General features: G+C 68.8%; 20 protein-coding genes. 12 read left to right on the forward strand and 8 right to left on the reverse strand.

The features are described from left to right. Nucleotides 1-148: 148 nt before the first annotated feature. The 3 genes from V5F74_RS09720 to V5F74_RS09730 form a co-directional block, all read right to left on the reverse strand. Complete coding sequence (locus V5F74_RS09720; protein WP_394007690.1) at nt 149-679, reverse strand: CDP-alcohol phosphatidyltransferase family protein; 531 nt, start codon at nt 677-679, stop codon at nt 149-151. A 71-nt stretch (nt 680-750) separates the two neighbouring features. Further along, complete coding sequence (murA, locus tag V5F74_RS09725) at nt 751-2,040, reverse strand: UDP-N-acetylglucosamine 1-carboxyvinyltransferase (protein WP_374252308.1); 1,290 nt, start codon at nt 2,038-2,040, stop codon at nt 751-753. A gap of 69 nt (nt 2,041-2,109) precedes the next feature. Beyond that, entirely contained in the window at nt 2,110-2,316 is a 207-nt protein-coding gene (locus tag V5F74_RS09730; protein ID WP_156026215.1) for a hypothetical protein, read from the reverse strand. A 300-nt stretch (nt 2,317-2,616) separates the two neighbouring features. Here V5F74_RS09730 and V5F74_RS09735 point away from each other — a divergent pair, with 300 nt between their 5' ends. From V5F74_RS09735 to gmk, 5 genes are all read left to right on the forward strand, one after another. Next, complete coding sequence (locus V5F74_RS09735; RefSeq protein ID WP_012115109.1) at nt 2,617-2,853, forward strand: acyl carrier protein; 237 nt, start codon at nt 2,617-2,619, stop codon at nt 2,851-2,853. 109 nt (nt 2,854-2,962) lie between these two features. Further along, entirely contained in the window at nt 2,963-4,225 is a 1,263-nt protein-coding gene (gene fabF / locus V5F74_RS09740) for a beta-ketoacyl-ACP synthase II (protein WP_394007693.1), read from the forward strand. Between the two features lie 473 nt (nt 4,226-4,698). Then, entirely contained in the window at nt 4,699-5,736 is a 1,038-nt protein-coding gene (mltG, locus tag V5F74_RS09745) for an endolytic transglycosylase MltG (RefSeq protein ID WP_250168138.1), read from the forward strand. A 92-nt stretch (nt 5,737-5,828) separates the two neighbouring features. Further along, nucleotides 5,829-6,698 carry a YicC/YloC family endoribonuclease gene (locus V5F74_RS09750; protein ID WP_029555151.1) on the forward strand — a complete coding sequence of 290 codons (870 nt, stop codon included), beginning with the start codon at nt 5,829-5,831 and terminating at the stop codon, nt 6,696-6,698. 11 nt (nt 6,699-6,709) lie between these two features. After that, on the forward strand, nt 6,710-7,405 hold the full coding sequence (gmk, locus tag V5F74_RS09755; RefSeq protein WP_394008886.1) for a guanylate kinase: 696 nt from the start codon (nt 6,710-6,712) through the stop codon (nt 7,403-7,405). 21 nt (nt 7,406-7,426) lie between these two features. Here the strand turns inward: gmk and rnd are convergent, their stop codons facing one another. Beyond that, the gene (gene rnd / locus V5F74_RS09760) at nt 7,427-8,575 is read right to left on the reverse strand and encodes a ribonuclease D (RefSeq protein ID WP_029555149.1); all 1,149 of its coding nucleotides are present in this window, start codon (nt 8,573-8,575) and stop codon (nt 7,427-7,429) included. A gap of 66 nt (nt 8,576-8,641) precedes the next feature. Next, nucleotides 8,642-10,945 carry a bifunctional diguanylate cyclase/phosphodiesterase gene (locus tag V5F74_RS09765; RefSeq protein WP_394007696.1) on the reverse strand — a complete coding sequence of 768 codons (2,304 nt, stop codon included), beginning with the start codon at nt 10,943-10,945 and terminating at the stop codon, nt 8,642-8,644. A gap of 303 nt (nt 10,946-11,248) precedes the next feature. On the opposite strand from V5F74_RS09765, the gene aspS reads away from it, so the two are divergent. Both aspS and V5F74_RS09775 read left to right on the forward strand, forming a co-directional pair. Then, nucleotides 11,249-13,021: an aspartate--tRNA ligase gene (aspS, locus tag V5F74_RS09770; protein WP_029555147.1), complete on the forward strand. Its 1,773-nt coding sequence runs from the start codon at nt 11,249-11,251 to the stop codon at nt 13,019-13,021. 107 nt (nt 13,022-13,128) lie between these two features. Continuing rightward, the gene (locus V5F74_RS09775; protein WP_029555146.1) at nt 13,129-13,587 is read left to right on the forward strand and encodes a DUF2059 domain-containing protein; all 459 of its coding nucleotides are present in this window, start codon (nt 13,129-13,131) and stop codon (nt 13,585-13,587) included. A gap of 49 nt (nt 13,588-13,636) precedes the next feature. Here the strand turns inward: V5F74_RS09775 and V5F74_RS09780 are convergent, their stop codons facing one another. Beyond that, nucleotides 13,637-15,676 carry a hypothetical protein gene (locus V5F74_RS09780; protein WP_029555145.1) on the reverse strand — a complete coding sequence of 680 codons (2,040 nt, stop codon included), beginning with the start codon at nt 15,674-15,676 and terminating at the stop codon, nt 13,637-13,639. Between the two features lie 247 nt (nt 15,677-15,923). Between V5F74_RS09780 and V5F74_RS09785 the strand changes: the two genes are divergently transcribed. Continuing rightward, nucleotides 15,924-18,203, forward strand: a complete 2,280-nt coding sequence (locus V5F74_RS09785) for an NADP-dependent malic enzyme (RefSeq protein WP_029555144.1) — start codon at nt 15,924-15,926, stop codon at nt 18,201-18,203. Between the two features lie 69 nt (nt 18,204-18,272). On the opposite strand, the gene V5F74_RS09790 is transcribed toward V5F74_RS09785, so the two are convergent. Further along, entirely contained in the window at nt 18,273-18,944 is a 672-nt protein-coding gene (locus tag V5F74_RS09790) for a hypothetical protein (protein WP_029555143.1), read from the reverse strand. 165 nt (nt 18,945-19,109) lie between these two features. Here V5F74_RS09790 and V5F74_RS09795 point away from each other — a divergent pair, with 165 nt between their 5' ends. The 4 genes from V5F74_RS09795 (at nt 19,110) to V5F74_RS09810 (ending at nt 23,552) form a co-directional block, all read left to right on the forward strand. Further along, a complete protein-coding gene (locus V5F74_RS09795; protein ID WP_394007699.1) occupies nt 19,110-20,057 on the forward strand; it encodes a GGDEF domain-containing protein in 948 nt (315 codons plus the stop codon). Nucleotides 20,058-20,171: 114 nt separating this feature from the next. Next, nucleotides 20,172-21,107, forward strand: a complete 936-nt coding sequence (locus V5F74_RS09800) for a GGDEF domain-containing protein (RefSeq protein WP_394007701.1) — start codon at nt 20,172-20,174, stop codon at nt 21,105-21,107. A gap of 575 nt (nt 21,108-21,682) precedes the next feature. Next, nucleotides 21,683-22,276 (forward strand): terminase gpP N-terminus-related DNA-binding protein, encoded by a 594-nt coding sequence (locus V5F74_RS09805; RefSeq protein ID WP_394007703.1) that lies wholly within the window; start codon nt 21,683-21,685, stop codon nt 22,274-22,276. Next, nucleotides 22,182-23,552, forward strand: coding sequence for a DNA-packaging protein (locus tag V5F74_RS09810; protein ID WP_394007705.1), 1,371 nt, complete (start codon nt 22,182-22,184; stop codon nt 23,550-23,552). The genes V5F74_RS09805 and V5F74_RS09810 overlap by 95 nt, the downstream gene beginning before the upstream one ends. A 4-nt stretch (nt 23,553-23,556) precedes the next feature. On the opposite strand, the gene V5F74_RS09815 is transcribed toward V5F74_RS09810, so the two are convergent. Then, the gene (locus V5F74_RS09815; RefSeq protein ID WP_029555138.1) at nt 23,557-23,832 is read right to left on the reverse strand and encodes a hypothetical protein; all 276 of its coding nucleotides are present in this window, start codon (nt 23,830-23,832) and stop codon (nt 23,557-23,559) included. Between the last annotated feature and the right edge of the window lie 102 nt (nt 23,833-23,934).

Genomic DNA, 23,934 nt, shown 5'->3' on the forward strand with positions numbered 1-23,934 from the left:
TGCGGGGAAGCCGGGCAAAGGCGGCACCGCGCCGCGCCGGCGACGTGGGGTCGCTGCGGAGTTCCGGCATGCGGGTGCGGTCGCCGTCCATCACCTTGCGCCTTTCAACCGGCCGCCCGAAGGGGCGCCGATCCTGAACCGTTGCCCCTCAGCTTGCCATATGGCGCGTCCATGCGGCGAGATAGGCAGCGGCGGAAAGGCCCGTCAAGAGGCCGACAAGCACGAGCCCCAGATCGTACAGGCCGGGCACCGTCACCGCGAAGCCGGCGCTCGCCAGCACAAGGGCGGCGAAGCTGATCTGCGCCGCCGTGTTCACCTTGGAAATGAGAAGCGGGCTGATCGTCACCGGCTTGGCCATCACCAGCGACAGCACCACCGCGCCGATGATCATGACATCCCGCGACACCACGGCGATGGCGACCCAGCGGGGGATGAGGCCAACCACCGCCAGCGTCACGTAGATGGAGATGAGCAGCGCCTTGTCCGCCACCGGGTCCAGATAGGAGCCGAGCTCCGTCTGCATCTGGAAGCGCTTGGCGATGAAGCCGTCGAGCGCATCCGAGATTCCGGCGGCGAGGAACAGCCAGAAGGCAAGGAGCGGCTCGCCGGAGGCGATGGCCCACACCACGGCCGGCACCAGGAAGATGCGCAGCAAGGTGATGATGTTGGGGATGCTCAAGGCTCTTCCGCCACCCTGATAGCGTTGAAAGGCCGGTCGAATGAGAGGGGGCGCGGTGCTCCGCGCCGTCCTCAGCCGCTGATGCGCTCGATTTCCGCGCCGCAGCGCGACAGCTTCTCTTCCAGTTTCTCGAAGCCGCGGTCGAGGTGGTAGACGCGCTGCACCATGGTCTCGCCCTCGGCGGCGAGGCCGGCGATGACCAGGGACACCGAGGCGCGCAGGTCCGTGGCCATCACCGGGGCTCCGGTCAGGCGCTCGACACCCTCCACCACGGCGGTGTCGCCGTCGAGCTGAATGCGGGCGCCGAGACGGGCCAGCTCCTGCACGTGCATGAAGCGGTTCTCGAAAATGGTCTCGGTGATGCGCGAGCGCCCCTTGGCCTTGGTCATCAGGGCCATGAGCTGGGCCTGGAGGTCGGTCGGGAAGCCGGGGTAGGGCGCGGTGGAGACCTCCACCGGCAGGATTCCGGCGCCGTTGCGACGCACGCGGATGCCCTCGTTGGTCGCGTCGATCTCGGCGCCGGCGTGGCGCAGGGTCTCAAGCGCGTCCTCCAGCAGGTCCGGGCGGGCGCCGGCCAGCATCACGTCGCCACCGGTCATGGCGGTGGCCATGGCATAGGTGCCGGTCTCGATGCGATCGGGCAGCACCGCATGGCGGGCGGCCTTGAGGCGCGGCACGCCCTCAATGCGGATGGTGGAGGTGCCGGCCCCCTCAATGCGCGCGCCCATCTTGATGAGGCAGTCGGCGACATCGACGATCTCGGGCTCGCGCGCGGCGTTCTCGATCACGCTCTCGCCGCGGGCGAGGGCGGCGGCCATCAGCGCAGTATGGGTCGCACCCACCGACACCTTCGGGAAGACGATGCGGGCGCCGGTGAGCCCGCGCGGCGCCTTGGCCAGCACATAGCCGGCGTCGATCTCGATGTCGGCGCCGAGGGCGCGCAGGGCGTCGAGGTGGAAATCCACCGGCCGCGTGCCGATGGCGCAGCCGCCGGGCAGGGAGACCTTGGCGACGCCCATGCGGGCGAGGAGCGGCCCCACCACCCAGAACGAAGCGCGCATCTTCGACACCAACTCGTAGGGAGCAATGGTGTCCACGATGACGCGGGCGTCGATCTCCAGCGTCTGGCCGGCATAGGGGTCGTCCCCGTTGCGCTTGCCGTTGGTGGTGATATCCACGCCGTGATTGCCGAGGATGCGCTGCAGCAGCGCCACATCCGCGAGCCGCGGGACGTTCTCGAGAATCAGCTTCTCCTCGGTCAGGAGGCTGGCAATCATCAGCGGCAGGGCTGCGTTCTTCGCGCCCGAGATGGGGATGGTGCCCTTCAGCTCGTTGCCGCCGACGATGCGAATCTTGTCCATGCCGTCCTGTCCTTGCCTTGCGGGCGGCGCCCCCCTGAGCCGGCCGTAAGCGGATGTAAGAGAGAAGCTCTAGCCCGCCTCGCCGTCCGGCACAATCGCGGGCTTCCCCTCGGACGGGGCGCTGCTACCACCCGTTGCGGGATTTCCACCGGAAGCCTCGGGCGAGGCATTTTCCTCCTGCGGCGCGCGCCGGGCGCGGGCCTGCGCCTTGCGGCGCTGGAGATTGGCGCGCAATGCAGCGGCGAGCCGGTCCGATCGATCCGTGTCAAAAGCCATGATGTTCCCCTTTCGTCCCAATAGAGGGGCGGGCGAACCGGCGCAAGGGCACCCTTTCTCCTTACCTTTGCGTGCATTGCTGGCCTTGCCGCAGGGAGTGTGCTAACGAGCCCAATTGCTGGGCCGGGGGCACGCGGGCGTTCAGGCGCTCCACCATCCGCGCGCGGCGCGAGGACGGGCCGACGCGATCTCGTCTCCTTCGCGACGGAGGGGGGCTGGGCACGGCGGAAAAAAGGCATTATGCCCTCCTCCAGCCGCCGAACGGCAACGGGATTATCCGAACAACCGAGGGTTCGATCTATGAGTGACATCGCCGAGCGGGTGAAGAAGATTGTCGCGGAGCATCTGGGGGTTGAACCCGAGAAGGTCACGGAGAGCGCCTCCTTCATCGACGATCTCGGCGCGGACAGCCTCGACACCGTGGAACTCGTGATGGCCTTCGAGGAGGCCTTCAACTGCGAGATCCCGGACGATGCCGCCGAGACCATCCTGACTGTGGGCGACGCGATCAAGTTCCTGGAAAAGAACGCGGCTTGATCCATTCGCGTGTCCATCTGGCGGTCGCGTGGCGCTCGGCGCCCGCGGCCGTTGTTGCACCGGGCCGCGCGCCAGGCGCGCTGTTCGCCCGCCTCCCGGAGTTTTTCCCATGAGACGTGTTGTCGTCACCGGCCTCGGCATGGTGACGCCGCTCGCCTGCGGCGTCGAGCCGACCTGGCGGCGGCTTCTTGCCGGCGAAAGCGGTGTCAAGACGATCAGCCACTTCGAGGTCTCCGACCTCGCGTGCAAGATCGCAGCGAACATCCCGCGCGGCGACGGGTCCGACGGCACCTACAATCCCGACCAGTGGATGGAGCCGAAGGAACAGCGCAAGGTCGATGAATTCATCGTCTTTGCCATGGCTGCGGCCACCCAGGCCCTGGACGACGCCGGCTGGCATCCCACGTCCTACGAGGACCAGATCACCTCGGGCGTGCTGATCGGCTCCGGCATCGGCGGCATCGAGGGCATCGCGGATGCCTCCCTGCTGCTGAAGGATCGCGGCCCGCGCCGCATCTCTCCCTTCTTCATTCCCGGCCGGCTCATCAACCTTGCCGGCGGCTACGTCTCCATCGCCCACGGCCTCAAGGGGCCGAACCACGCGGTGGTCACGGCCTGCTCCACCGGCGCCCATGCCATCGGCGACGCCGGACGCCTGATCGCCCTCGGCGATGCGGATGTGATGGTGGCGGGCGGGACCGAATCGCCGATCAACCGGCTCGCCATCGCCGGCTTCGCCGCGTGCAAGGCGCTCTGCACCGCCTTCAACGAGGATCCGACCCACGCCTCGCGCCCCTACGACAAGGACCGTGACGGTTTCGTCATGGGCGAGGGCGCCGGTGTCGTGGTGCTGGAAGAGCTCGAGCATGCGAAGGCCCGCGGCGCCAAGATCTACGCCGAGCTGGTCGGCTACGGCCTGTCGGGCGATGCGTTCCACATCACCGCCCCGTCCATGGACGGCGACGGCGCCTACCGCTGCATGTCGGCGGCGCTGAAGCGCGCGGGGATGACGGCGGACGACGTCGACTACATCAACGCCCACGGCACCTCCACCATGGCCGACGAGATCGAGCTCAAGGCGGTGGAGCGGCTGCTCGGCAACGCGGCGGCCAAGACCGCCATGTCGTCGACCAAGTCGTCCATCGGCCATCTGCTCGGGGCCGCGGGGTCGGTGGAGGCGATCTTCTCCATCCTCGCCATCCGCGACCAGATCGCCCCGGCGACGCTGAATCTCGACAATCCGTCGGTGGAGACGCCGATCGATCTCGTGCCGCTGGCGCCCAAGCCGCGCAAGATCGATGCCGTTCTCTCCAATTCCTTCGGCTTCGGCGGCACCAACGCGTCGCTCGTCTTCCGCCGCTACGCCGCCTGATGCGGCCCGACGGCCGGGCTCGCGCCCGGCCGCACGACGCTGGGACAGCCTGCCCCCGTCACGCCCGAATGTCCCTTTAGCAAGCCGCCAAAAGGTGGCTGACTGCCCCGCCGACACGGTGGGAGCCTTCGCCGACGACAAGGGAGCCCGGGATGGCCCAGTCCAACGACGGATCATCGACGCGCGAGGAGCCGGCGGAGGCCGGGGGCACGGCAGCCCCGACGCCGGCATCTTCCGAGCCTGCCGCTGCGCAATCTCAGGTCGGCGCCGATGAGGAATCGCCGCTTCTGCTCAAGGGGCAGGTCCGTCCGCCCGCGCCCCCGAGCGCCGCCGGCGTGTCCGCTCCGCCGCGTCCGCCCGCCGCTCCTCCGATGCCCACCGGTCCTGCCCGCAGTTCGAAGCCGGGCAAGGCGCCGCCGCGCCGGCCTCCGCCCAAGCCGCCGAGGCCGTCGCGCAGCGCGCGGCATCCGGCCGTGACCATCGGCAGCGGCATCTTCACCTTCCTGCTGTTCGTCTTCGTCGCGGTGGGGCTCGCCGGCTGGTATGGCCAGCGTGCTTTCACCGAGCCGGGCCCGCTGACCACCGAGAAGGTGGTGAACATTCCGCGCGGCGCCGGCGTGCGCGACATGGCCGAAATTCTGGAACGCGAGGGCGTAATCCAGAGCTGGGTGCTGTTCGTTGCCGGGCAGAAGCTCGCCCGGCCGGATGCCTCGCTGAAGGCGGGCGAATACGTGTTCAAGCCGGGTCAGTCGGTGGCGAGCATCATCGATACCATCGCCTCCGGCAAGGTGGTGCTCCACCAGGTGACCATCCCCGAGGGGCTGACCAGCCAGCAGGTGGTCAAGCGACTGATGGACAATGACCTGCTCACCGGCACGCCCGCCGTGCCGCAGGAAGGCACGCTGCTGCCCGAGACCTACCGCATCCATCGCGGCATGACCCGGGATGCGGTGCTGCAGGAGATGGCGGACGCGCAGAAGAAGCTGCTCGCGACCATCTGGGCCAAGCGCGCGCCGGACGTGCCGCTCAAGAGCCCGCAGGAACTCGTCACCCTCGCCTCCATCGTGGAGAAGGAGACCGGCAAGGACGACGAGCGGCCCAAGGTCGCCGCGGTGTTCGTCAACCGCCTGACGAAAAAGATGCGGCTGCAGTCCGATCCGACCATCATCTACGGCATCGTCGGCGGCAGGGGCTCGCTCGGGCGTCCGATCTCGCGCACCGACATCGCCACGGCGACCGCCTACAACACCTATGCCATCGACGGTTTGCCGCCCGGCCCCATCTGCAATCCGGGCAAGGACGCGCTGATGGCGGCGGCCAACCCGCCGAAGACGAAAGATCTGTTCTTCGTCGCCGACGGCACCGGCGGACACGCCTTCGCTGAGACCTTGGCGGACCACAACAAGAACGTCGCCCGCTGGCGGGCGATCGAGCAGGGCGCAGCCCCGGCGCAGGGCGGACAGCCGCCTGCCGCGCCGGCCGCCACACCTCCGGCCGCTCCCGGCCGCTGAAAGACACGGAGACGGCAATGGCCGCGGGACCGATCATCAAGCGCGCAGCCGTCTCGGCCGGAAAGGTTGAGCCGAGGACGCCGCTTGCCAGCATGACCGGCTTCGCCCGCGTCTCCGGCTCGCACGGGCCGTGGCGCTTCGGCTGGGAGGTGCGCTCGGTGAACGGCAAGGGCCTCGACCTGCGCCTGCGCCTGCCGCCCGGCTTCGAGTCGCTGGAATCGGACGTGCGCAGCCGCACCGGGCAGGTGCTTTCGCGCGGCTCCGTCGCCGCCAACCTTACCGCGACCCGCGAGGGCGAGGCCTCCACCGTCCGCGTCAACCAGGGGGCGCTTGAGGCGCTCTACCGCGCCATGGCCGAAAGCGCGCGCCGCCTCGGCGCCGCCGCGCCGACCCTTGATTCGCTCCTCGCCGTGAAGGGCATGGTGGAGATCACCGAGGCCGAGGACAGCGAGGAGGAGCGCCGCGCCCTTATGGCCGCGGTGCTGGACGCCTTCGACCGGGCGCTGGCCGAACTCGGCACCATGCGCGAGCGGGAAGGCAGCGCCCTCAATTCCATCCTGACCGAGCGGCTCGATACCATCACCGGCCTCGTCTCCCGCGCCGAGCGCCTGCCCGAGCGTTCGGTCGAGGCGGTGAAGGCGCGCATCGCCGATCATGTCCGGGTGCTGATGGAGGCCGCCTCCCTCGATCCCGAGCGGCTCCACCAGGAGGCCATTCTCGCCGTCACCAAGGCCGACGTCCGCGAGGAACTCGACCGCCTCGTCGCCCACATCGCCGCAGCGCGCGACCTGATGGCCGCCGGCGGGCCGGTGGGGCGGCGGCTGGATTTCCTCGCCCAGGAGTTCAACCGCGAGGCGAACACACTGTGCTCGAAGTCCAATTCCGTGGCGCTCACGCAGATCGGGCTTGACCTCAAGCTGCTCGTGGACCAGTTCCGCGAGCAGATCCAGAACCTAGAGTGAAGTCCGCCGCGATGCCCAATTCCGCCTCATCTTCCGTGTCGTCGCACTTCGCGCTGCCGGGCTGGAAGCCGGGCGCCGGGGTGCTCGCCCGCCGCGGACTGATGCTGGTGCTCTCTTCGCCGTCGGGCGCGGGCAAGACCACCCTGTCCCGTCTGCTGCTGAAGAGCGACGACCGCATCACCATGTCGGTCTCGGTGACGACCCGCGCACCGCGGCCGGGCGAGGAGCACGGCAAGGACTATTTCTTCGTCGATCGCGACACCTTCCACCGCATGCGCGACGAAGGCGAACTGCTGGAGCACGCCACGGTGTTCGAGAACCTCTACGGCACTCCGCGCGGGGCCGTGGAGCAGGCGCTCTCCGCCGGGCGGGATGTGCTGTTCGACATCGACTGGCAGGGCACCCAGCAATTGGGCGAGAGCGCGCAGCAGGATCTGGTGAAGGTCTTCATCCTGCCGCCGTCCGCCGCCGACCTCGAGCAGCGGCTGAGGTCGCGGGCGCAGGACTCAGAGGAGGTCGTGCACCAGCGCATGGCCAAGGCCTCGGACGAGATTAGCCACTACACCGAATATGACTACATCATCATCAATCACGACGTGGAAGACAGCCTCGCCAAGCTGACCGCGATCCTCCAGGCGGAGCGGCTGAAGCGGCGGCGGCTCACCGGGCTTTCCAGCTTCGTGAAGGGTCTGCGCGACCACCTCTGAGGCGCGCCGGTCCGGTGGCGGCTATTTCTGCACCGCCACCACCTTGCCCTTGTCCACGGCGAGGGCGAGCTGCCCGGCCTTGAGCGCGAGGGCGTGCACGCCGAACAACTCCCGCCGCCAGCCCTTCAGAGCCGGCACGTCGGCCTCGTCGCTCACCGCGATGCGCTCCAGATCCTCGGTCGTCGCGATCACCTTGGCGGCGACGGCGTTCTGTTCCGCCGTCATGCGCAGCAACACCTTCAGCAGTTCGACCGTGGCGCTGGCGCCGTTGGGCAGGGGCTTGTCCCGCTCGATGCGCGGCAGGGTCTTGGGATCGCGCGCGACACCGCGCTTCACCGCTTCCAGCACCGCCTCGCCGTAGCGCGAGCGTTCGAACCCCTTGGGCAGGGACCGCAGCTCCGCGAGGCGCTCCGGGGTCTGCGGCTGCTGCACGGCGATCTCGCCGATCACTTCGTCCTTGATGACCCGGCCGCGCGGCAGATCGCGGGTCTGGGCCTCGCGCTCGCGCCAGGCGGCGACTTCCACCAGCACCGCCAGCTCGCGCGGCTTGCGCACGCGGGACTTGAGCCGTTCCCACGCCTGTTCGGGATGCTGCTCATAGGTGGCGGGGGAGGTGAGGACGTGCATCTCCTCGCCCACCCACTCGCCGCGGCCGCGGGCGTCCAGATCCGCCGTGAGCTTGATGTAGATATCCCGCAGATGGGTGACATCGGCGATGGCGTAGGTGATCTGCGCCTGGCTCAGCGGCCGGCGCGACCAGTCTGTGAAGCGCGAGGACTTGTCGAGGCTGTGGCCGACGGTGCGCTGGACCAACTGGTCGTAGGAGATGCTGTCTCCATACCCCAGCACCATGGCCGCCACCTGGGTATCGAACACCGGGTGGGGAATCAGCCGCGCCTGATGCCAGATGATCTCGATGTCCTGCCGCCCGGCATGGAACACCTTCATCACCCGCTCATTGCCCATGAGCCGGTAGAAGGGGGCGAGATCCAGCCCCTCCGAGAGCGCATCGATGAGGATGGCCTCGTCGGGGGATGCAACCTGCACCACGCACAACTTCGGCCAGAAGGTGCTTTCCCGCAGGAATTCGGTGTCGACGGTGACGAAGGGGTGTCGCGCAAGACGCTCGCAGGCAGCTGCCAGCGCCTCGGTCGAGGTGATGGGGTCCATTCACCAAACATACCCACGCCGACGCGTTCGGCAAAGGGAATGTGGCGTGATCTTGTCGGAAAGACGTCAGGCGGCTGAGGCGCGGGCGCGGCGGAGGGCTTCCTCTGCGGAGCCCGGACGGCCCAGCAGATAGCCTTGAAGATGCGAGCAGCCCTCGGCCGTGAGCAGCCGCCGCTGGCCCTCGGTCTCAACACCTTCAGCCGTGCAGCGCAGCCCGAGCGTGCGGGCGAGGCCGACGATGGCGCGCACGATGGCGAGGCTCTGCGGCGAGGTCTCCACCTGTTCGATGAAGGAGCGATCGACCTTGATACGGCCGATGCTGAGCGTTCTGAGGTATCCCAGGGAGGAATAGCCGGTCCCGAAATCATCGAGCGCGACGGTGATTCCCTCCTCGCTGAACTGCTCCAGCGTCGCCCGCACCATGGGCCCCTCATGCAGCAGCGTGCTTTCGGTGATCTCCACCTCCAGCCGGGAGGGGGCGAGACCCGAGCTTTCCAGCGCACTGCGCACCTGCCGGAAGGCTTCCGCCCCCCGGAACTGGATGGGCGAGAGATTGACCGAGACGAACAGGCTCTCTGGCCAGGCTGTGGCCGCGACGCAGGCCTCGGTGAGGACCCAGGCGCCGAGCGGCAGGATGAGCCCGGTCTCCTCGGCGACCGGGATGAAGTCCGAGGGGCTGACCAGCCCGCGCTCGGGATGCCGCCAGCGCAGCAGCGCCTCGAACCCGGCAATGCGGCCTGATTCGGCTTCCACGATGGGCTGGTAGACCAGGAAGAACTGGCGATCTCGCCACGCGGTCTGGAGATCCACCTCCATCTCGCGGCGCTCCCGCACCAGACGCTCCATCTCCTCGACGAAGACACGGGCGATGCCCCGGCCGTCGGTCTTGGCGCGGTAGAGGGCGAGGTCCGCGTTTTTGAGCAATTGAGCGACCCCGCTCCCGTCCCGCGGCGACATCACGATGCCGACGCTGCAGCCGCTGATGATCCGGTGGAGCCCGATGTGGAACGGCGTGCGCATCGCCTCGATCAGACGCTGCGCAAATTCCGTTGCTTCCGTCTCGTGCGTCAGCCCCGCCAGAACGACGGCGAACTCGTCGCCCCCGAGGCGGGCTGAGAAATCGCCCGGGCCGAGCATGGCGCGGATGCGTTCGGCGATCTCGGTCAGCAGGGTGTCGCCGGCGTCGTGGCCGAGGGTGTCGTTGACGGCCTTGAAATAATCGAGGTCGAGATAGAGCAGGGCGAAGGGCGTTCCGCCGCCTCGCGCATTCAGGAGTGCGGCCAGGCGCTCGGCGAATGCGAGGCGGTTGGGCTGGCCGGTCAGCATGTCGATCCGCGCCATGGCATGCTGGGTTACGGCGAAGGCCCGCTCATCCCGCAGATGCCGGCCGAGGCCCCAGGCGGCCAGACCGATGGTGAGGCAAAGCAGCACGGAGGCGACGATCAGCGGCGTCGCGCGCTGCCACATGAGGGTATCCAGAGCGGCGACGCTGTCGCTCACCACCACGGCTACCGGCAGATCGCCCACGGGGTGGACCGCAGCAATGCGCGCCTTTTCATCCAGCGTTCCGGCGGGGAGCTGGGTCATCTGGCCGCTGCCGAACACCGCCGTCGCGGTCCGCGCACGAACGGCGGAATCGCGCGGGGAGAGGCCGGCCGAGCCGGGATAGCGGGCGAGCAGCGCACCGTCGGAACGGATCAGCGCGATCATGCCGTCGCGTCCAAGCCGGATGCCGCCGTAGAAGCGCTCGAAATACGCTTGCTCCATGGCGCCCAGCACCAGGCCCAGGAAGCGACCCGAACTGTTCGCGAAGCGCTTGGCGAGATAGATGGTGACGGAGCCGCTCCCGCGGTTCGGGACCGGCTCGCTCACGAAAATGTCCGGTCCCTTCATCCCTTCGAGGGCCAGAAAATAGTCGCGGTCGGATACGTTGACCTTGGGAATGGGCCAATAGCGCGAAAAATTGAGGAGCTGGCCGGTCTGATCGATGACGGTGATGGCATCGATGAAGGGCAGTCCGGAAATCTTCTCCCGCAACCGGGAATGGACGTCTTCCGTCGACATGGCGTCCGCGAGCTGGGCCTGTGTCTCTATGTCCCTTTCCCGCGCATGGGCGATAAGGTCGTCCTGGATGAGGCCCACGCTCTGGAACGCACGGGCGGTCTGCTCCGACAGCGTCACGGCAAGGTTTTCGAGCTCACGGGCGCGATCGGCGGCCCCATCGTGCCACAGGTTCGTCACGAGGAGACTGGTGGCGGCGATCACGCAGCCGACCAGGGCCGCAGCGATCAGGGCCAGCCACAGAGGCCCGTGCAGGGCTGGTCCGGCCACGTCCTGCGACCCGGTCTCACGCCCATTCGGCGTCTCCATGCCGGCCTCGCTCTCTGTCACGCCCGCACCCGCACGACCCATCGATTAAGACACGGCAGAGCCGAGCCTACATCCTTCGCGCATGGCTGAACAAGACTGCGTGCTTGACACGGGCGGGATCGCATGCACCTTCGCCCCGCCTTAGACGCGGACTTTCGAGCCGTGGCGCGCGGTGACGCGGCGCCCGGCGCGCAAGCGGCGCCTCGGGCGTCCGGTGCGCGCCAATGGCCTGCGCGCGGGCGTCCGGGCTGCAGGGCCTGATCGCCCCGTGTCTTCCCCGTTCAGCCTTGAAAGGGCGACCCCATGCATCGTTACCGCTCACATACCTGCGGCGCGCTTTCGACCGCCGAGGTGGGCCAGATCGTCCGCCTGTCCGGCTGGTGCCACCGCATTCGCGACCACGGCGGCGTGCTGTTCATCGATCTGCGCGACCATTACGGCCTCACCCAGGTGGTGGTGGACCCCGATAGCGCGGCGTTCAAGGACGCCGAGAAGGCGCGCTCCGAGTGGGTCATCCGCATCGACGGCAAGGTGCGCCTGCGCCCCGAGGGCACGGAGAACGCGGACCTCACGACAGGTGCCATCGAGGTCTATGCCACCGACCTCGAAGTGCTGGGCCCGGCGGCCGAGCTGCCGCTGCCGGTGTTCGGCGATGTGGAATACCCGGAAGAGACGCGGCTCAAGTACCGCTTCCTCGACCTGCGCCGCGAGAAGCTCCACCGCAACATCATGACCCGCGGCGCCATCATCGACGCCATGCGCCGGCGCATGAAGGATCAGGGCTTCTTCGAATTCCAGACGCCCATCCTCACGGCCTCCTCGCCGGAAGGCGCGCGCGACTTCCTCGTGCCCTCGCGCCTCCATCCCGGCAAGTTCTACGCGCTGCCGCAGGCGCCCCAGCAGTACAAGCAGCTCATCATGATGAGCGGCTTCGACCGCTACTTCCAGATCGCCCCCTGCTTCCGCGATGAGGACCCGCGCGCCGACCGCCTGCCGGGCGAGTTCTACCAGCTCGACCTGGAGATGAGCTTCGTCGAGCAGGAAGACGTGTTCGCCGCCATGGAGCCGGTCATCACCGGCGTGTTCGAGGAGTTTGCCGGCGGCAAGCCGGTGACCAAGAACTGGCCGCGCATTCCCTATGCGGAAGCCCTGCGCAAGTACGGCACCGACAAGCCGGACCTGCGCAACCCGCTGGTCATGCAGAACGTGTCGGACCATTTCCGCGGCTCGGGCTTCAAGGTGTTCGCCCGCATGCTGGAGGTGGAGAAGAACGAGGTGTGGGCCATCCCCGGCCCCGGCGGCGGCTCGCGCGCCTTCTGCGACCGCATGAACAGCTGGGCGCAGGGCGAGGGCCAGCCGGGCCTCGGCTACATCATGTGGCGCGAAGGCGGGGAGGGCGCCGGCCCGCTCGCCAACAACATCGGCCCCGAGCGCACCGAGGCGATCCGCGAACAGCTCGGCCTGAAGGCCGGCGACGCCGCCTTCTTCGTGGCGGGCGATCCGGAAAAGTTCGTGAAGTTCGCCGGCCTTGCCCGCACCCGCATCGGCGAGGAACTGAACCTCGTCGACAAGGACCGCTTCGAGCTGGCCTGGATCGTGGACTTCCCCTTCTACGAATATTCGGAGGAGGAGAAGAAGGTGGACTTCTCCCACAATCCCTTCTCCATGCCGCAAGGTGGGCTGGAAGCGCTGAACACGCAGGACCCGCTCACCATCAAGGCGTTCCAGTACGATATCGCCTGCAACGGCTACGAGATCGCCTCCGGCGGCATCCGCAACCATCGCCCCGAGGCCATGGTGAAGGCATTCGAACTGGCCGGCTATGACGAGGCGACCGTGGTGGAGCGGTTCGGCGGCATGTATCGGGCCTTCCAGTACGGCGCGCCGCCTCATGGCGGCATGGCGGCGGGCGTGGACCGCATCGTCATGCTCCTGTGCGGCACCACCAACCTGCGCGAAATCTCCATCTTCCCCATGAACCAGCAGGCGCTCGACCTGCTCATGGGCGCCCCGAACGAGGCGAGCCCGAAGCAGTTGCGCGAACTCCACATCCGGTCTGCGCCGCAGCAGAAGTGATGCGGTCCCCCAGTTGGGGGAGAAGCGCGGCCACGCCGAAGCCGATATAGATCCTCTCCGGGACATCACCGCGGGACGAAACCGCGGGCGCTCCCGGGAGGATGCAGATGCGGTTCGCCTATCCAATGCTCTTGGCCGCGGCCCTCGCGGTCCAGATTCTCGCCTTTCCCGCCGGCGCCGCAGCTGACGAGGCTTCGGACAAGGCCGCGCTGGCGCGGCAGGTGGTCGACTTCGCGGTCGTGCCGGGACTGGAGAAGCATTTCGGCCGGATGATCGGCCAGGCCGCCGAGAAGATCCCGGCTGACAAGCGGGATGCCGCACGTGACGTGCTCACGAAGGAATCCGCCAGCATCCGCGAGGATCTCGTGGGGGTCTTCGTGGGCTATTATGCGGATGCCTACACCCTGGCCGAACTCAAGGAACTGGCCGCCTTCTACGGCAGCCCCCTCGGCCTGAAGATGGTGCGGGTCCAGGAAAATCCACCGGAAGCCGTCAACATTGCCGTTCAGCAGCAGATCGTGAAGCTGGTGGCGTTCCTGAGCGCGGCCACCGGCGCCCCCCGGTGAGGGGCGCCGGGCTCTGAACCCGGCGCTTCCATCGCGCGCCTGAGCGCCCTCAGGGCGCCGTGGCGGTCGCCTCGAAGGTGAAGGTTTCCAGCATAACGGTCGGGTCGCCTGAGGAGACGAGGGCGATCAGCGGCACGAAGCCCTTCGGCTTTGCCGTCACCTTCAGCGTGCCCGGATTGCGCAGGAACGACACCAGGGCGGCACCCACCGGAGCCATCTCGGGCATGCCCTCCTCCATCTCGGCCGCGAAGCTTTCGGCCAGCGCCACGACCTGCTCGCGATAGTCCGCCTCGCTCACCCCGGCCGCCTTGGCGAACTGGGCGTACATGAGCTTGGCGAGCCCGAGGTCCGTCAGCGTTACCGTCACCGGCCCGGCACCGATTGCCGGCAGTTCGTTGACGAAGCCGCCGGCGTCGGCGAAGGCTGACTGCGGCACATCGGAAAGCTTGGTCTCGATGATGACCCGGAAGGCGTCCTTCACCTCGGTGGTGATGGGCGCCAGCGTGAGCGTGCTCTCGTTGACGTCGTAAAATGCCTTGGCGCCGAGCGAGACGGTCGCCCGCTTCATGCCTGCGTTCATGAGATAGATGAAGGGCTCGCCATCCTCCGGCCGGATCGGGCCCGAGACGTCGGTCAGCGCGAAGTCCACGTAGGACGGCAGCACCCCCAGCGACCCACCCCAGGACAGGGAGAAATTGCCGATCTTCACCGGCTCGTCCTTCGCATCCCCCTCGCCGTACGGCACTTCCAGATTCTTGATCTCGATGCCCGAGATCACCCGGAACAACACCAGCGCCGTGGTGGGGGAGGGGCTCTGCGCTTCGGCGGCGAGCGCCGCGAGCTGGTTGAAATCGAGCTGGCGCACGGCGATGCGGCCGATCTTGCCGGTGCCGCCCTCGGGCGTCTTGCCGTCCGCCCGTTCCAGCACGAACCCGTCGAGCACGCCGTTGGCGAGGCCGTCCATGCGGATCAGCCCGACACGCCCCGTCTCGCCCTTCTCCGAGGTGTAGGCTTCCGTGACCGCGACAGTGGTGAAGGAGATGCCGCCGATGGTATCGCGCACCAGCTCGGCGGCGCGGCGGCTGTCCTCGACGGACGGATTGGCCGGCGGCTTCGTCACCAGAGCCTGGAACTTGGCGAGCCGCCCGGCATCGAAGGCCGAGGGGCGGATGGCGAAATTCTCCATCAGCATGGAGGCGCCGCCCTGGGTGGGGCCGCCGTCCTGGGAGATGACGTAAGGGCCGGTGACCACCTTGCCATAGATGCGCCCGTAGGCGTCGGCTGCCTTGCCGGCGGGGCCGCCCGGCTGGGTCATCAGCAGCAGCGGCGCGGTGTCGATCTGCGCCGCGACCAGTCCCTCGATGCGCAGGTTGAACTTACCCGGCGCGGCCTGCCCATCGGCGGGCGCCGCGGCCGGCAGCACATAGGAGGCGGTCGAGCGGTCGATGATGAGGCTGCGGATCGCCCCGGCATTGATGCCCTCGGCGGCGAGATTGGTGTAGGTGGCCTCCATGGGCGGAGCACCGGCCGGCGCCATCCGCACGCGCGCCTCGGGGATGGTCACCTTGGCGGCGGTCGTCGCCGCCAACTGGCGCAGGGCCACCCGCAAGGCGCCATAGGCGCCGCCACCCTCGCCAGCCGCGATCAGGGTCATGGGACCGTTGTAGCGGTCGATCATCACCTGCGGCAGGCTGTAGGTGACGGTCCCGCCTTGTGCGGAATCGCCGGTGAGCGTCACCTCCACGCCGTCGAGGTCGAGGGCTTCCAGCGTCACCCGCCGGTCGATGGGCTTCTCGCTGCCCCGCGCGACGAGGCGCGCGATCTTCACGGCCGCTGTGCCGTCGGCCGAGGCGATGGCGATGCCCGAGACCGTGACGGCGCGATCGGCGGGGTCGAAGCCGGCATCCGTGAAGGACGCCTTGCTGCCCGCCGCGCGGATGCCGGCAAACGCCTGGTCCACTTCCGCCCGCACCTTGGCCCGCGACCAGGCGGCGAAGCCGAACCAGCCGCCCGCCCCCAGCACGGCGACGATCCCGATCGCAACGGCAACCTTCGTCCCGATTCCGCGCCCCGCCTTCCCCTCGGTCATATCCATTCCTTCCAGGCATCCGCCCGCATCATACCCGCAGACTCGCCGCCAAAAGGGCGAATCGCAGGCGCCCAAATTGCGAGCGCGCCTCAGACACGCCCAAGATCGCGGCACCTGCGCCCCTCAGACCCGCCATGCGTGCGCAACATAACCTAATTTGTGCGGTCGCCCGTGACATAAGCATGCGTGGCCGCTAGGTTGCCGGCCGATTTTCCGCGGCGATCGTTATTCACGAAGGGGGAGGCGTATGGCGTCCAACATTTCCGAGGATCTGCGTTCGGGCGCACTTTATTACCATCGCACGCCGCGGCCGGGAAAGCTTGAGATCCAGGCCACCAAGCCCCTCGGCAATCAGCGCGATCTGGCGCTCGCCTATTCGCCCGGCGTCGCCGCCGCGTGCGAGGCCATCGCCGCCGATCCGCTGCAGGCTGCCGAGCTGACCATCCGTTCGAATCTCGTGGGCGTCGTCTCCAACGGCACCGCCGTGCTCGGCCTCGGCAATATCGGCCCCCTCGCCGGCAAGCCGGTCATGGAAGGCAAGGCCGTCCTGTTCAAGAAGTTCGCCGGCATCGACGTGTTCGACATCGAGATCGATGCCCTGACCGTCGAGCGCATGGTGGACGTGGTGAGCGCGCTCGAGCCCACTTTCGGCGGCATCAATCTCGAGGACATCAAGGCGCCAGAGTGCTTCGAGGTGGAAGCCCAGCTGCGCCAGCGCATGAAGATCCCGGTCTTCCACGACGACCAGCACGGCACCGCCATCATCGTCGCGGCTGCGGTGCGCAACGCGCTGGAGATCGGCAACCGCAAGATCGAGGATCTGAAGATCGTCACTTCGGGCGCCGGCGCCGCCGCGCTCGCCTGCCTTGGCCTCCTCGTCACCATCGGCGCGAAGAAGGAGAACATCTGGGTCACGGATATCGAGGGCGTGGTCTATGACGGCCGCAACACCCTCATGGATCCCTACAAGGAGATCTATGCCCAGAAGACCGACAAGCGCACCCTCGACGAGGTGATCGAGGGCGCGCACATCTTCCTCGGCCTCTCCGCCGGCGGCGTGCTGAAGCCGGAGATGGTGAAGAAGATGGCGGACAAGCCGCTCATCCTCGCTCTCGCCAATCCCATGCCCGAGATCATGCCCGAGGCCGCCCGAGAGGCGCGCCCGGATGCCATGATCTGCACCGGACGTTCGGACTTCCCGAACCAGGTCAACAACGTCCTGTGCTTCCCTTACATCTTCCGCGGCGCGCTGGATGTGGGCGCCACCGACATCAACGCCGAGATGAAGATGGCGGCGGTGGAAGCCCTGGCCGCCCTCGCCCGCGAGACGCCGTCGGACGTGGTGGCCCGCGCCTATGGCGGCGAGACCCGCTCCTTCGGCTCCGATTCGCTCATCCCCTCGCCGTTCGATCCGCGCCTCATCCTGCGCATCGCGCCGGCGGTGGCGAAGGCTGCCATGGACACCGGCGTCGCGACGCGTCCCATCACCGACATGGACGCCTATATCGACCGGCTGGACACCTTCGTGTTCCGCTCCGGCTTCATCATGCGTCCGCTGTTCGCCAAGGCGAAGCAGTCCATCAAGCGCGTGATCTATGCCGAGGGCGAGGACGAGCGCGTGCTGCGGGCCGTGCAGGCTGTGGTCGAGGAAGGCATCGCCCGGCCCATCATCGTCGCCCGCCCGAGCGTCGTTGACACCCGCCTGAAGCGCTTCGGCCTCTCCATTCAGCCCGGCCGTGACTTCGACCTCATCAATCCCGAGGACGATCCGCGCTACCGCGACTATGTGCGCGATTACGTCGAGGTGGCCGGCCGCCGCGGCGTGACGCCGGATGCCGCCCGTACGCTGGTCCGCACCCATCCCACCGTGATCGCGGCGCTGGCCGTCCATCGCGGCGAGGCGGATGCGATGCTTTGCGGCATTGAGGGCCGTTTCGTGCGCCACCTCCGGCAGGTGCGCGACATCATCGGCCTCGCCCCCGGCGTCAAGGAGCTGGCGGCGCTCTCGCTGCTCATCACCTCCAAGGGCAATTTCTTCATCTGCGACACGCAGATCCAGACCGAGCCCACCGCCGCCGACCTCGCCGAGATGACGGTGCTGGCCGCCGCCCACGTCCGCCGCTTCGGTCTGGAGCCGCGGGTGGCGCTGCTCTCGCACTCCAATTTCGGCAGCCACGAGACGCTCTCGGCCAAGCGCGTCCGCTCCGCCCTCTCCATCATCCGCGAGCGCGATCCGAACCTTCAGGTCGACGGAGAAATGCAGGCGGATGCAGCACTTGTGGAAGATATCCGCAAGAAGTCCTTCCCCCATTCCGGGCTGTCCGGGGTGGCCAACGTGCTGGTGATGCCGGACCTCGACGCGGCCGACATCGCCTTTAACATGATCAAGGTGCTGGGCGATGCCCTGCCGGTCGGACCCATCCTCATGGGCACCGCCAAGCCGGCCCACATCCTCGGCCCGTCGGTGACGACCCGCGGCGTGGTCAACATGACCGCCGTGGCCGTGGCCGAGGCGCAGACGGACTGACAAGCATCTGAAAAGACGGACCTTTCCTCCTCCCCGCGCGGGAGGGGAAAGGGGCCCCGGCGAGGCGCTTCAGCGCGACGGCGGGGGGCCGAGGATGCCGGCCGTATAGCGCTCGATCAGGGCGCTGAAGGGGGTGCCGTCGGGCAGCGTCAGCACCGCCCGGTGGCTCAGCACGAAGGCCGGCAGGGGCAGCGCGGCACCGGGGGCGGGCTTGAAGCCGGTTTCGTCCGCCGGCATCCACAGAACTGTGGAATCGAGGGTCTTGCGCCGGAAATCGAGCGGTTTCACCACCTTGCCGAACGGGGTATCGGTGGTGTCCAGCACCTGGTTCATGTCGGGTGTCAGCTTTTCCGGCAGATAAAAGTTATCCGCCTCCGACAAAACCGTGGGTCCGCACACCAGCCGCACCCGGCGATGCCGCACCGGCGTGTCGGGTCCGGCGCCGAGCAGAGCGCGCACCTCCGGGGGGGCGGCGCCCTCCCGCTCGTAGACCCGCTCGGCCACCACCTTGGACGGATCGGAGATGCCCCGGGTGGCGCACCAGCGCTCCAGGGTGGCGGTGGCGCTCGGATGGGCGAGGAGGTCGGCGTTCAGCGCCTCCACCAGCTCCTGCGCCTGCTGGCGGGCGGAGGCGGTGTCCGGCCACTGGGCCTCCAGCGCGTGGGCCGGCACCATCAGGCAGGCGGCCAGCATCAGCGGCACCAGCAGCGGCAGGCCGGACGGGAAGCCGGGCGGAAACATGGGATCGCGCACCCTCCAGAGCGACGCGCCAGCGCGCCACCCCTCTCCATACCGCAGCGCGAAGCCGCTTTCCATGGCGGCCGTTGCCGCCGACCCGGCCCGCCCGCCAGCTGAGACAGCAGCACGCACCATGCGGCCGATCTGTACGTGCCCAAACAGACACGCATGACGTATAATGTCCTTGGTATGATCCTTGTCCCCGACCAGCTCGCTGCCCTCTACGACGCCACGCAAGTGCTGGTGGCGGCTTATGATTCCTTCGATCGACTGCGCTATGCCAACGCCGCCTTCCGCTCTGCCTTCTTCCTGGCGCCGGGCGAGGAGGTGACCTGGGCGGAGATCATGCGCCGCAACCATGCCGAGCGGCGGGGCACCGTCATCGCTGCCCCCGATTTCGACGCCTGGCTGGTCTCCACCTCCTCGCGCCGCGGCAAGGTGCCCTACCGGGCGTTCGAGACCGACCTTTACGACGGCCGCTGGCTGCTGATGACGGAGGGCGTCTCCGCCTCGGGATGGATGCTCTGCATCGCCAGCGACATCACCGCTTTGAGGGAGGACGGGCGGGATGTACGGCAGGCCCGCGACCGCGCCATCAAGGAGGCGCAGACCGACGACCTCACCGGCATCGCCAACCGCCGCTTCATCACCGCGCGGGTGGACGACATGCTCTCGCCCGGCGCCCTGGGCGGGGCGCTGTGCGTGCTGGACCTCGACAATTTCAAATATATCAACGACTTGGTCGGCCACCTCGCGGGTGATGCGGTGCTGCGCGACTTCGCCGCCCGCATCAATGGCCTCATCCGCCGCAAGGATTGCTTCGGCCGCATCGGCGGCGAGGAGTTCGTGCTGGTGCTGCCGCAGACCGCGGCGGAGGAGGCGGTGCTCATTGTCGAGCGGATGCTCTCGCTGGTGCGCCAGTCGCGGCCGCTGCCGCAATGGCCGGACTTCGCCTACACCTTCTCCGCCGGCATCGCCACGGGCGGGCCGGGCACCACCTTCACCGATCTCTACGGCCGCGCCGACCGCGCGCTCTACATGGCCAAGATGAGCGGCCGCAACCGCATCCAGGTGGATGGCGAGGCGCCGCCCGCGGTCATGGCGGCACGGGGCTAGGGCAGGGGACGGGGCCGGGCCGGGCGCCCGCCGTCGTCTCACCCGAAATCAGGAGGCAGGTGTTGCAAAACCACTGCCCGCCGTCCCTCCACTTACGGTATGCTCGGCCGGGCCATGTTCGACATCCGTGACTTCGGAAACGCGGGCGCCGAAGACGGCGTGCCCGGCCTCCTGACCCGCCTCCGCACCCTCTACGAGGCGACGCCGCTGCTTGTCGGTCTTTACGATCACACCGACCGGCTGCGCTACACCAACCCGGCCTACCGTGCCACCTTCGGGCTTCCGGAGGGCGATTTCCCCACCTGGGAGGAAATGGTCCGGCGCAGCCATGCGTCGGGGCACGGCATCAACATCACGGCTGATGATTTCGAGACCTGGCTCGCCTCCGCCAAGTCGCGCCGCGGCAAGGTGCGCTTCCGCAGCTTCGAGAGCGATCTCAGGGATGGCCGCTGGCTGCTGGTGAACGAGACCATGGACGCGGACGGCTGGATGCTCACCGTGGGGGTGGACGTCACCGCCTTCCGCGTCGACACGCGCGACATAAGGCAGGCCCGCGACCATGCGCTGCGCGCCGCCCACACGGACGAGCTGACCGGCGTCGCCAACCGCCGCTTCGCCATCCACCGCGCCAACGAGATGATGGCGCCGCAAGGCCCCGGCGGCACGCTCTGCGTCATCGATCTCGACAATTTCAAGCACGTGAACGACCGCTTCGGTCACCAGACCGGCGATGTGCTGCTGCGCGCCTTCTGCGCCCTGATGGCCGGCGCCATCCGCCGCTCCGACTGCTTCGGCCGGGTGGGCGGCGAGGAATTCGTGCTGGTGCTGCCGCAGACCGACCTCGCGGAGGCCGAGCGCCGCGTCGCCGACCTCCTCGCCCGCGTCCGCGCCTCCCGCCCGCTGCCGGATGTCCCTGACTTCACCTACACCTTCTCCGCCGGCCTCACCTTCACCCCCCCCGGCGACACCTTCTCCGACGCCTACGGCCGCGCCGACCGCGCGCTCTATCTGGCGAAGCTGGCGGGGCGGGACCGGGTGATGCTGGGGTGAGGGGGAGATTTTTGGGATTTTAGTCCTTGACAGCGTCACGCTGTCTGGGTATCTTTTCCCCAAGTTCGAGACGTGTGCCTGACGGCCGAGGCCGGGGCACCTTCTCCCCTCGACCATCGTGATTTCTCACAGGCCGTCATGGCCGGGTTTGTCCCGGCCATCCACGTCGTGGGGCCGGGTGCCCGTTCAGGGCCATCGTCCCGTCGGCCCGACGTGGATTCCCGGCACGAGGCCGGGCATGACGGCGGCGCGGGGGGCTCCGTTGCCGATGTCCCCTCGGCTCCGGCTCGCCGGTCGTCATGCGATGAGTCTTCGCTCCTTTCACAGGTCGTCATGGCCGGGCTTGTCCCGGAAGTCGGCTGCTGCCGACTTCCGTCTCAGAGAACGGAACCCGCAAACATGCGGGTTCCGGCCATCCACGTGGTGGGGCTGGGCGCACATTCACGGTCATCGTCCCGTCGGCACGACGTGGATGCCCGGCACGAGGCCGGGCATGACGGCGGTGCGGTGGCGCGGTCGTCCTGCCGAACCGGCGCCCGCGCCTCTTCCTTCCTCCTCACCTCAGAGGTCCAGCCATGGAGCAGCCTCACGGCAGCGCCGTGCCGTCCGCGCGTCCGGCGCGGGGGGCGTTGGCGCGGCGGCTTTATCTGGAGGGGGCCAGCATGGCGGAGATCCGCCGGCAGACCGGCCTTTCCAGCGCCACCGTCTATTACTGGATCGACCGCGAGATGGGGCCGGACGGCACCTTCCTCTTCAATCCCGTGCCGCGCCGCACCGCCCACCCCGTGGGCGGGCAGCCGGCGAAGGCGCGCGCCGCCAGAGGCCCCGCAAACGCCCCCGCGAACGCCTCCGGCAAGCCGGACCGGCGCGGCCTGCTCAAGCGGCTGTGGCGGGCGGCGGAGCGGCAGATCAATGAGATCGAGGACCGCCTCGCCCGCGTCGCCGACCCCTCCGACGCGCCGCGCCCCGAACCCGAGAAGGACGCCCGGGCGCTGGCCGTGCTGGCGCGGACCCTGCGCGAACTGACCGCCCTGGAAGCGGAGGCCCGCAAACGGCGCAAGGCGAAGGACCAAGATGGAACCGTCCGCGACCTCGACACCTTCCGCCGCGAGCTTGCGCGCCGCCTTGATCGCCTGCGCGAAGAAGGGGACGGCCCGGACGCTTCTTGAAAGCCTGCCCGAGGAAGACGCCGGCCGCCTCCTCGCCGACTGGGCGCTGTGGGCGCGGCCGGACCAGCTTCCGCCTCTGGAAGCCCAGGGCGGCGGGGCGTGGTCCACCTGGCTGGTGCTGGGCGGGCGCGGGGCCGGCAAGACGCGGGCCGGCGCCGAATGGGTGCGCGGCCTCGCTACCGGCACGGCCCCCTTCGCGGCGGCCTCGGTGAGCCCCATCGCGCTCATTGCCGAGACCATGGCGGATGTGCGCGAGGTGATGGTGGAGGGCGTCTCCGGCGTCCTCGCCGTCCATCCGCGCGGCGAGCGTCCGCGCTGGGAGCCGACCCGCCGCCGCCTCGTCTGGCCCAATGGCGCGGTGGCGCAGGGCTTTTCGGCGGAAGATCCCGAGAGCCTGCGCGGCCCGCAATTCGCCGCCGCCTGGCTGGATGAACTCGCCAAGTGGAAGCGCGGCGAGGCCACCTTCGACATGCTGCAATTTGCGCTGCGCCTCGGCGCCCATCCGCGCCAGATGGTGACGACCACGCCGCGCCCCACCGCGCTGCTGCGCCGTCTCCTCGCCGATCCCGCCACGGCGGTGAGCCGGGCGAAGACGGCGGACAATGCCTTCCACCTCGCCCCCACCTTCCTCGGGCAGGTGATGTCCCGCTACGGCGGCACCCGCCTCGGCCGGCAGGAGCTGGATGGCGAGATCATCGAGGACCGGTCGGACGCGCTGTTCTCCCGCCCCCAGCTGGAGGCGCTGCGCGAGGCCGAGGCCCCGCCGCTCGCCCGCATCGTGGTGGCGGTGGACCCGCCCGCCTCCTCCCGCGCCGGCGCCGATTCCTGCGGCCTCGTCGCGGCGGGCGTGGATGCGGCGGGAGTGGTGCATGTGCTGGCGGATGCCACCGAGCAGGGCCTGCGCCCGGCCCAATGGGCGGCGAAGGCGGTGGCGCTGTTTCACCGCTTTTCCGCCGACCGCATCGTCGCCGAGGTGAACCAGGGCGGTGAGATGGTGCGCGCCGTCATCGCCGAGGTGGACCCCGCCGTTCCCGTGGAGCAGGTGCGCGCCACGCGCGGCAAATTCCTGCGCGCCGAGCCGGTGGCCGCCCTCTACGAGCAGGCCCGCGTCCGCCATGCCGGCGCCTTCCCGGAGCTGGAGGACGAGATGTGCGACTTCGGCACGGACGGCCTCTCCTCCGGCCGCTCGCCCGACCGGCTCGACGCGCTGGTGTGGGCGGTGACGGCGCTGGCGCTCGGCCCGAAGGCCGGCGCGCCGCGGGTGCGGGGACTTTAGGCCGTCAGCTGCCGACCACGACGCCGCCCACCGGGATCTCCACCTGCACGCACAGGCCGGTGACGCTTTGGCCGGGCGCGAAGTCCGGCCATCGCTCGTTGCGCTTCAGGCTGGCGCCGAGGCAGCCGCGTTCGCTGCGGAAATAGCCGACGATCTGCTGCGAGGTCTCGGTGGTGACGAACCGGGCGCCGGCATAGGGGCCGCCCGCATAGCCCATGGCGGATGTCGCCGCGGGCTGGACCGTGGTGGTCGTGACGATGAGGACCAGGGCATAGAGCATGACGCCCTCCCGATCTGCTCCCAACCCACGGCCCGCGCTCATTCTACGCCTGTGCTGCCCCAGCGCGAACCGGTTTGTTGGCGCCTTTCCGGTGACGACGCT

Origin of the sequence: Xanthobacter aminoxidans, from assembly GCF_043193615.1 — a bacterium.
GTDB classification, from domain to species: domain Bacteria; phylum Pseudomonadota; class Alphaproteobacteria; order Rhizobiales; family Xanthobacteraceae; genus Xanthobacter; species Xanthobacter aminoxidans.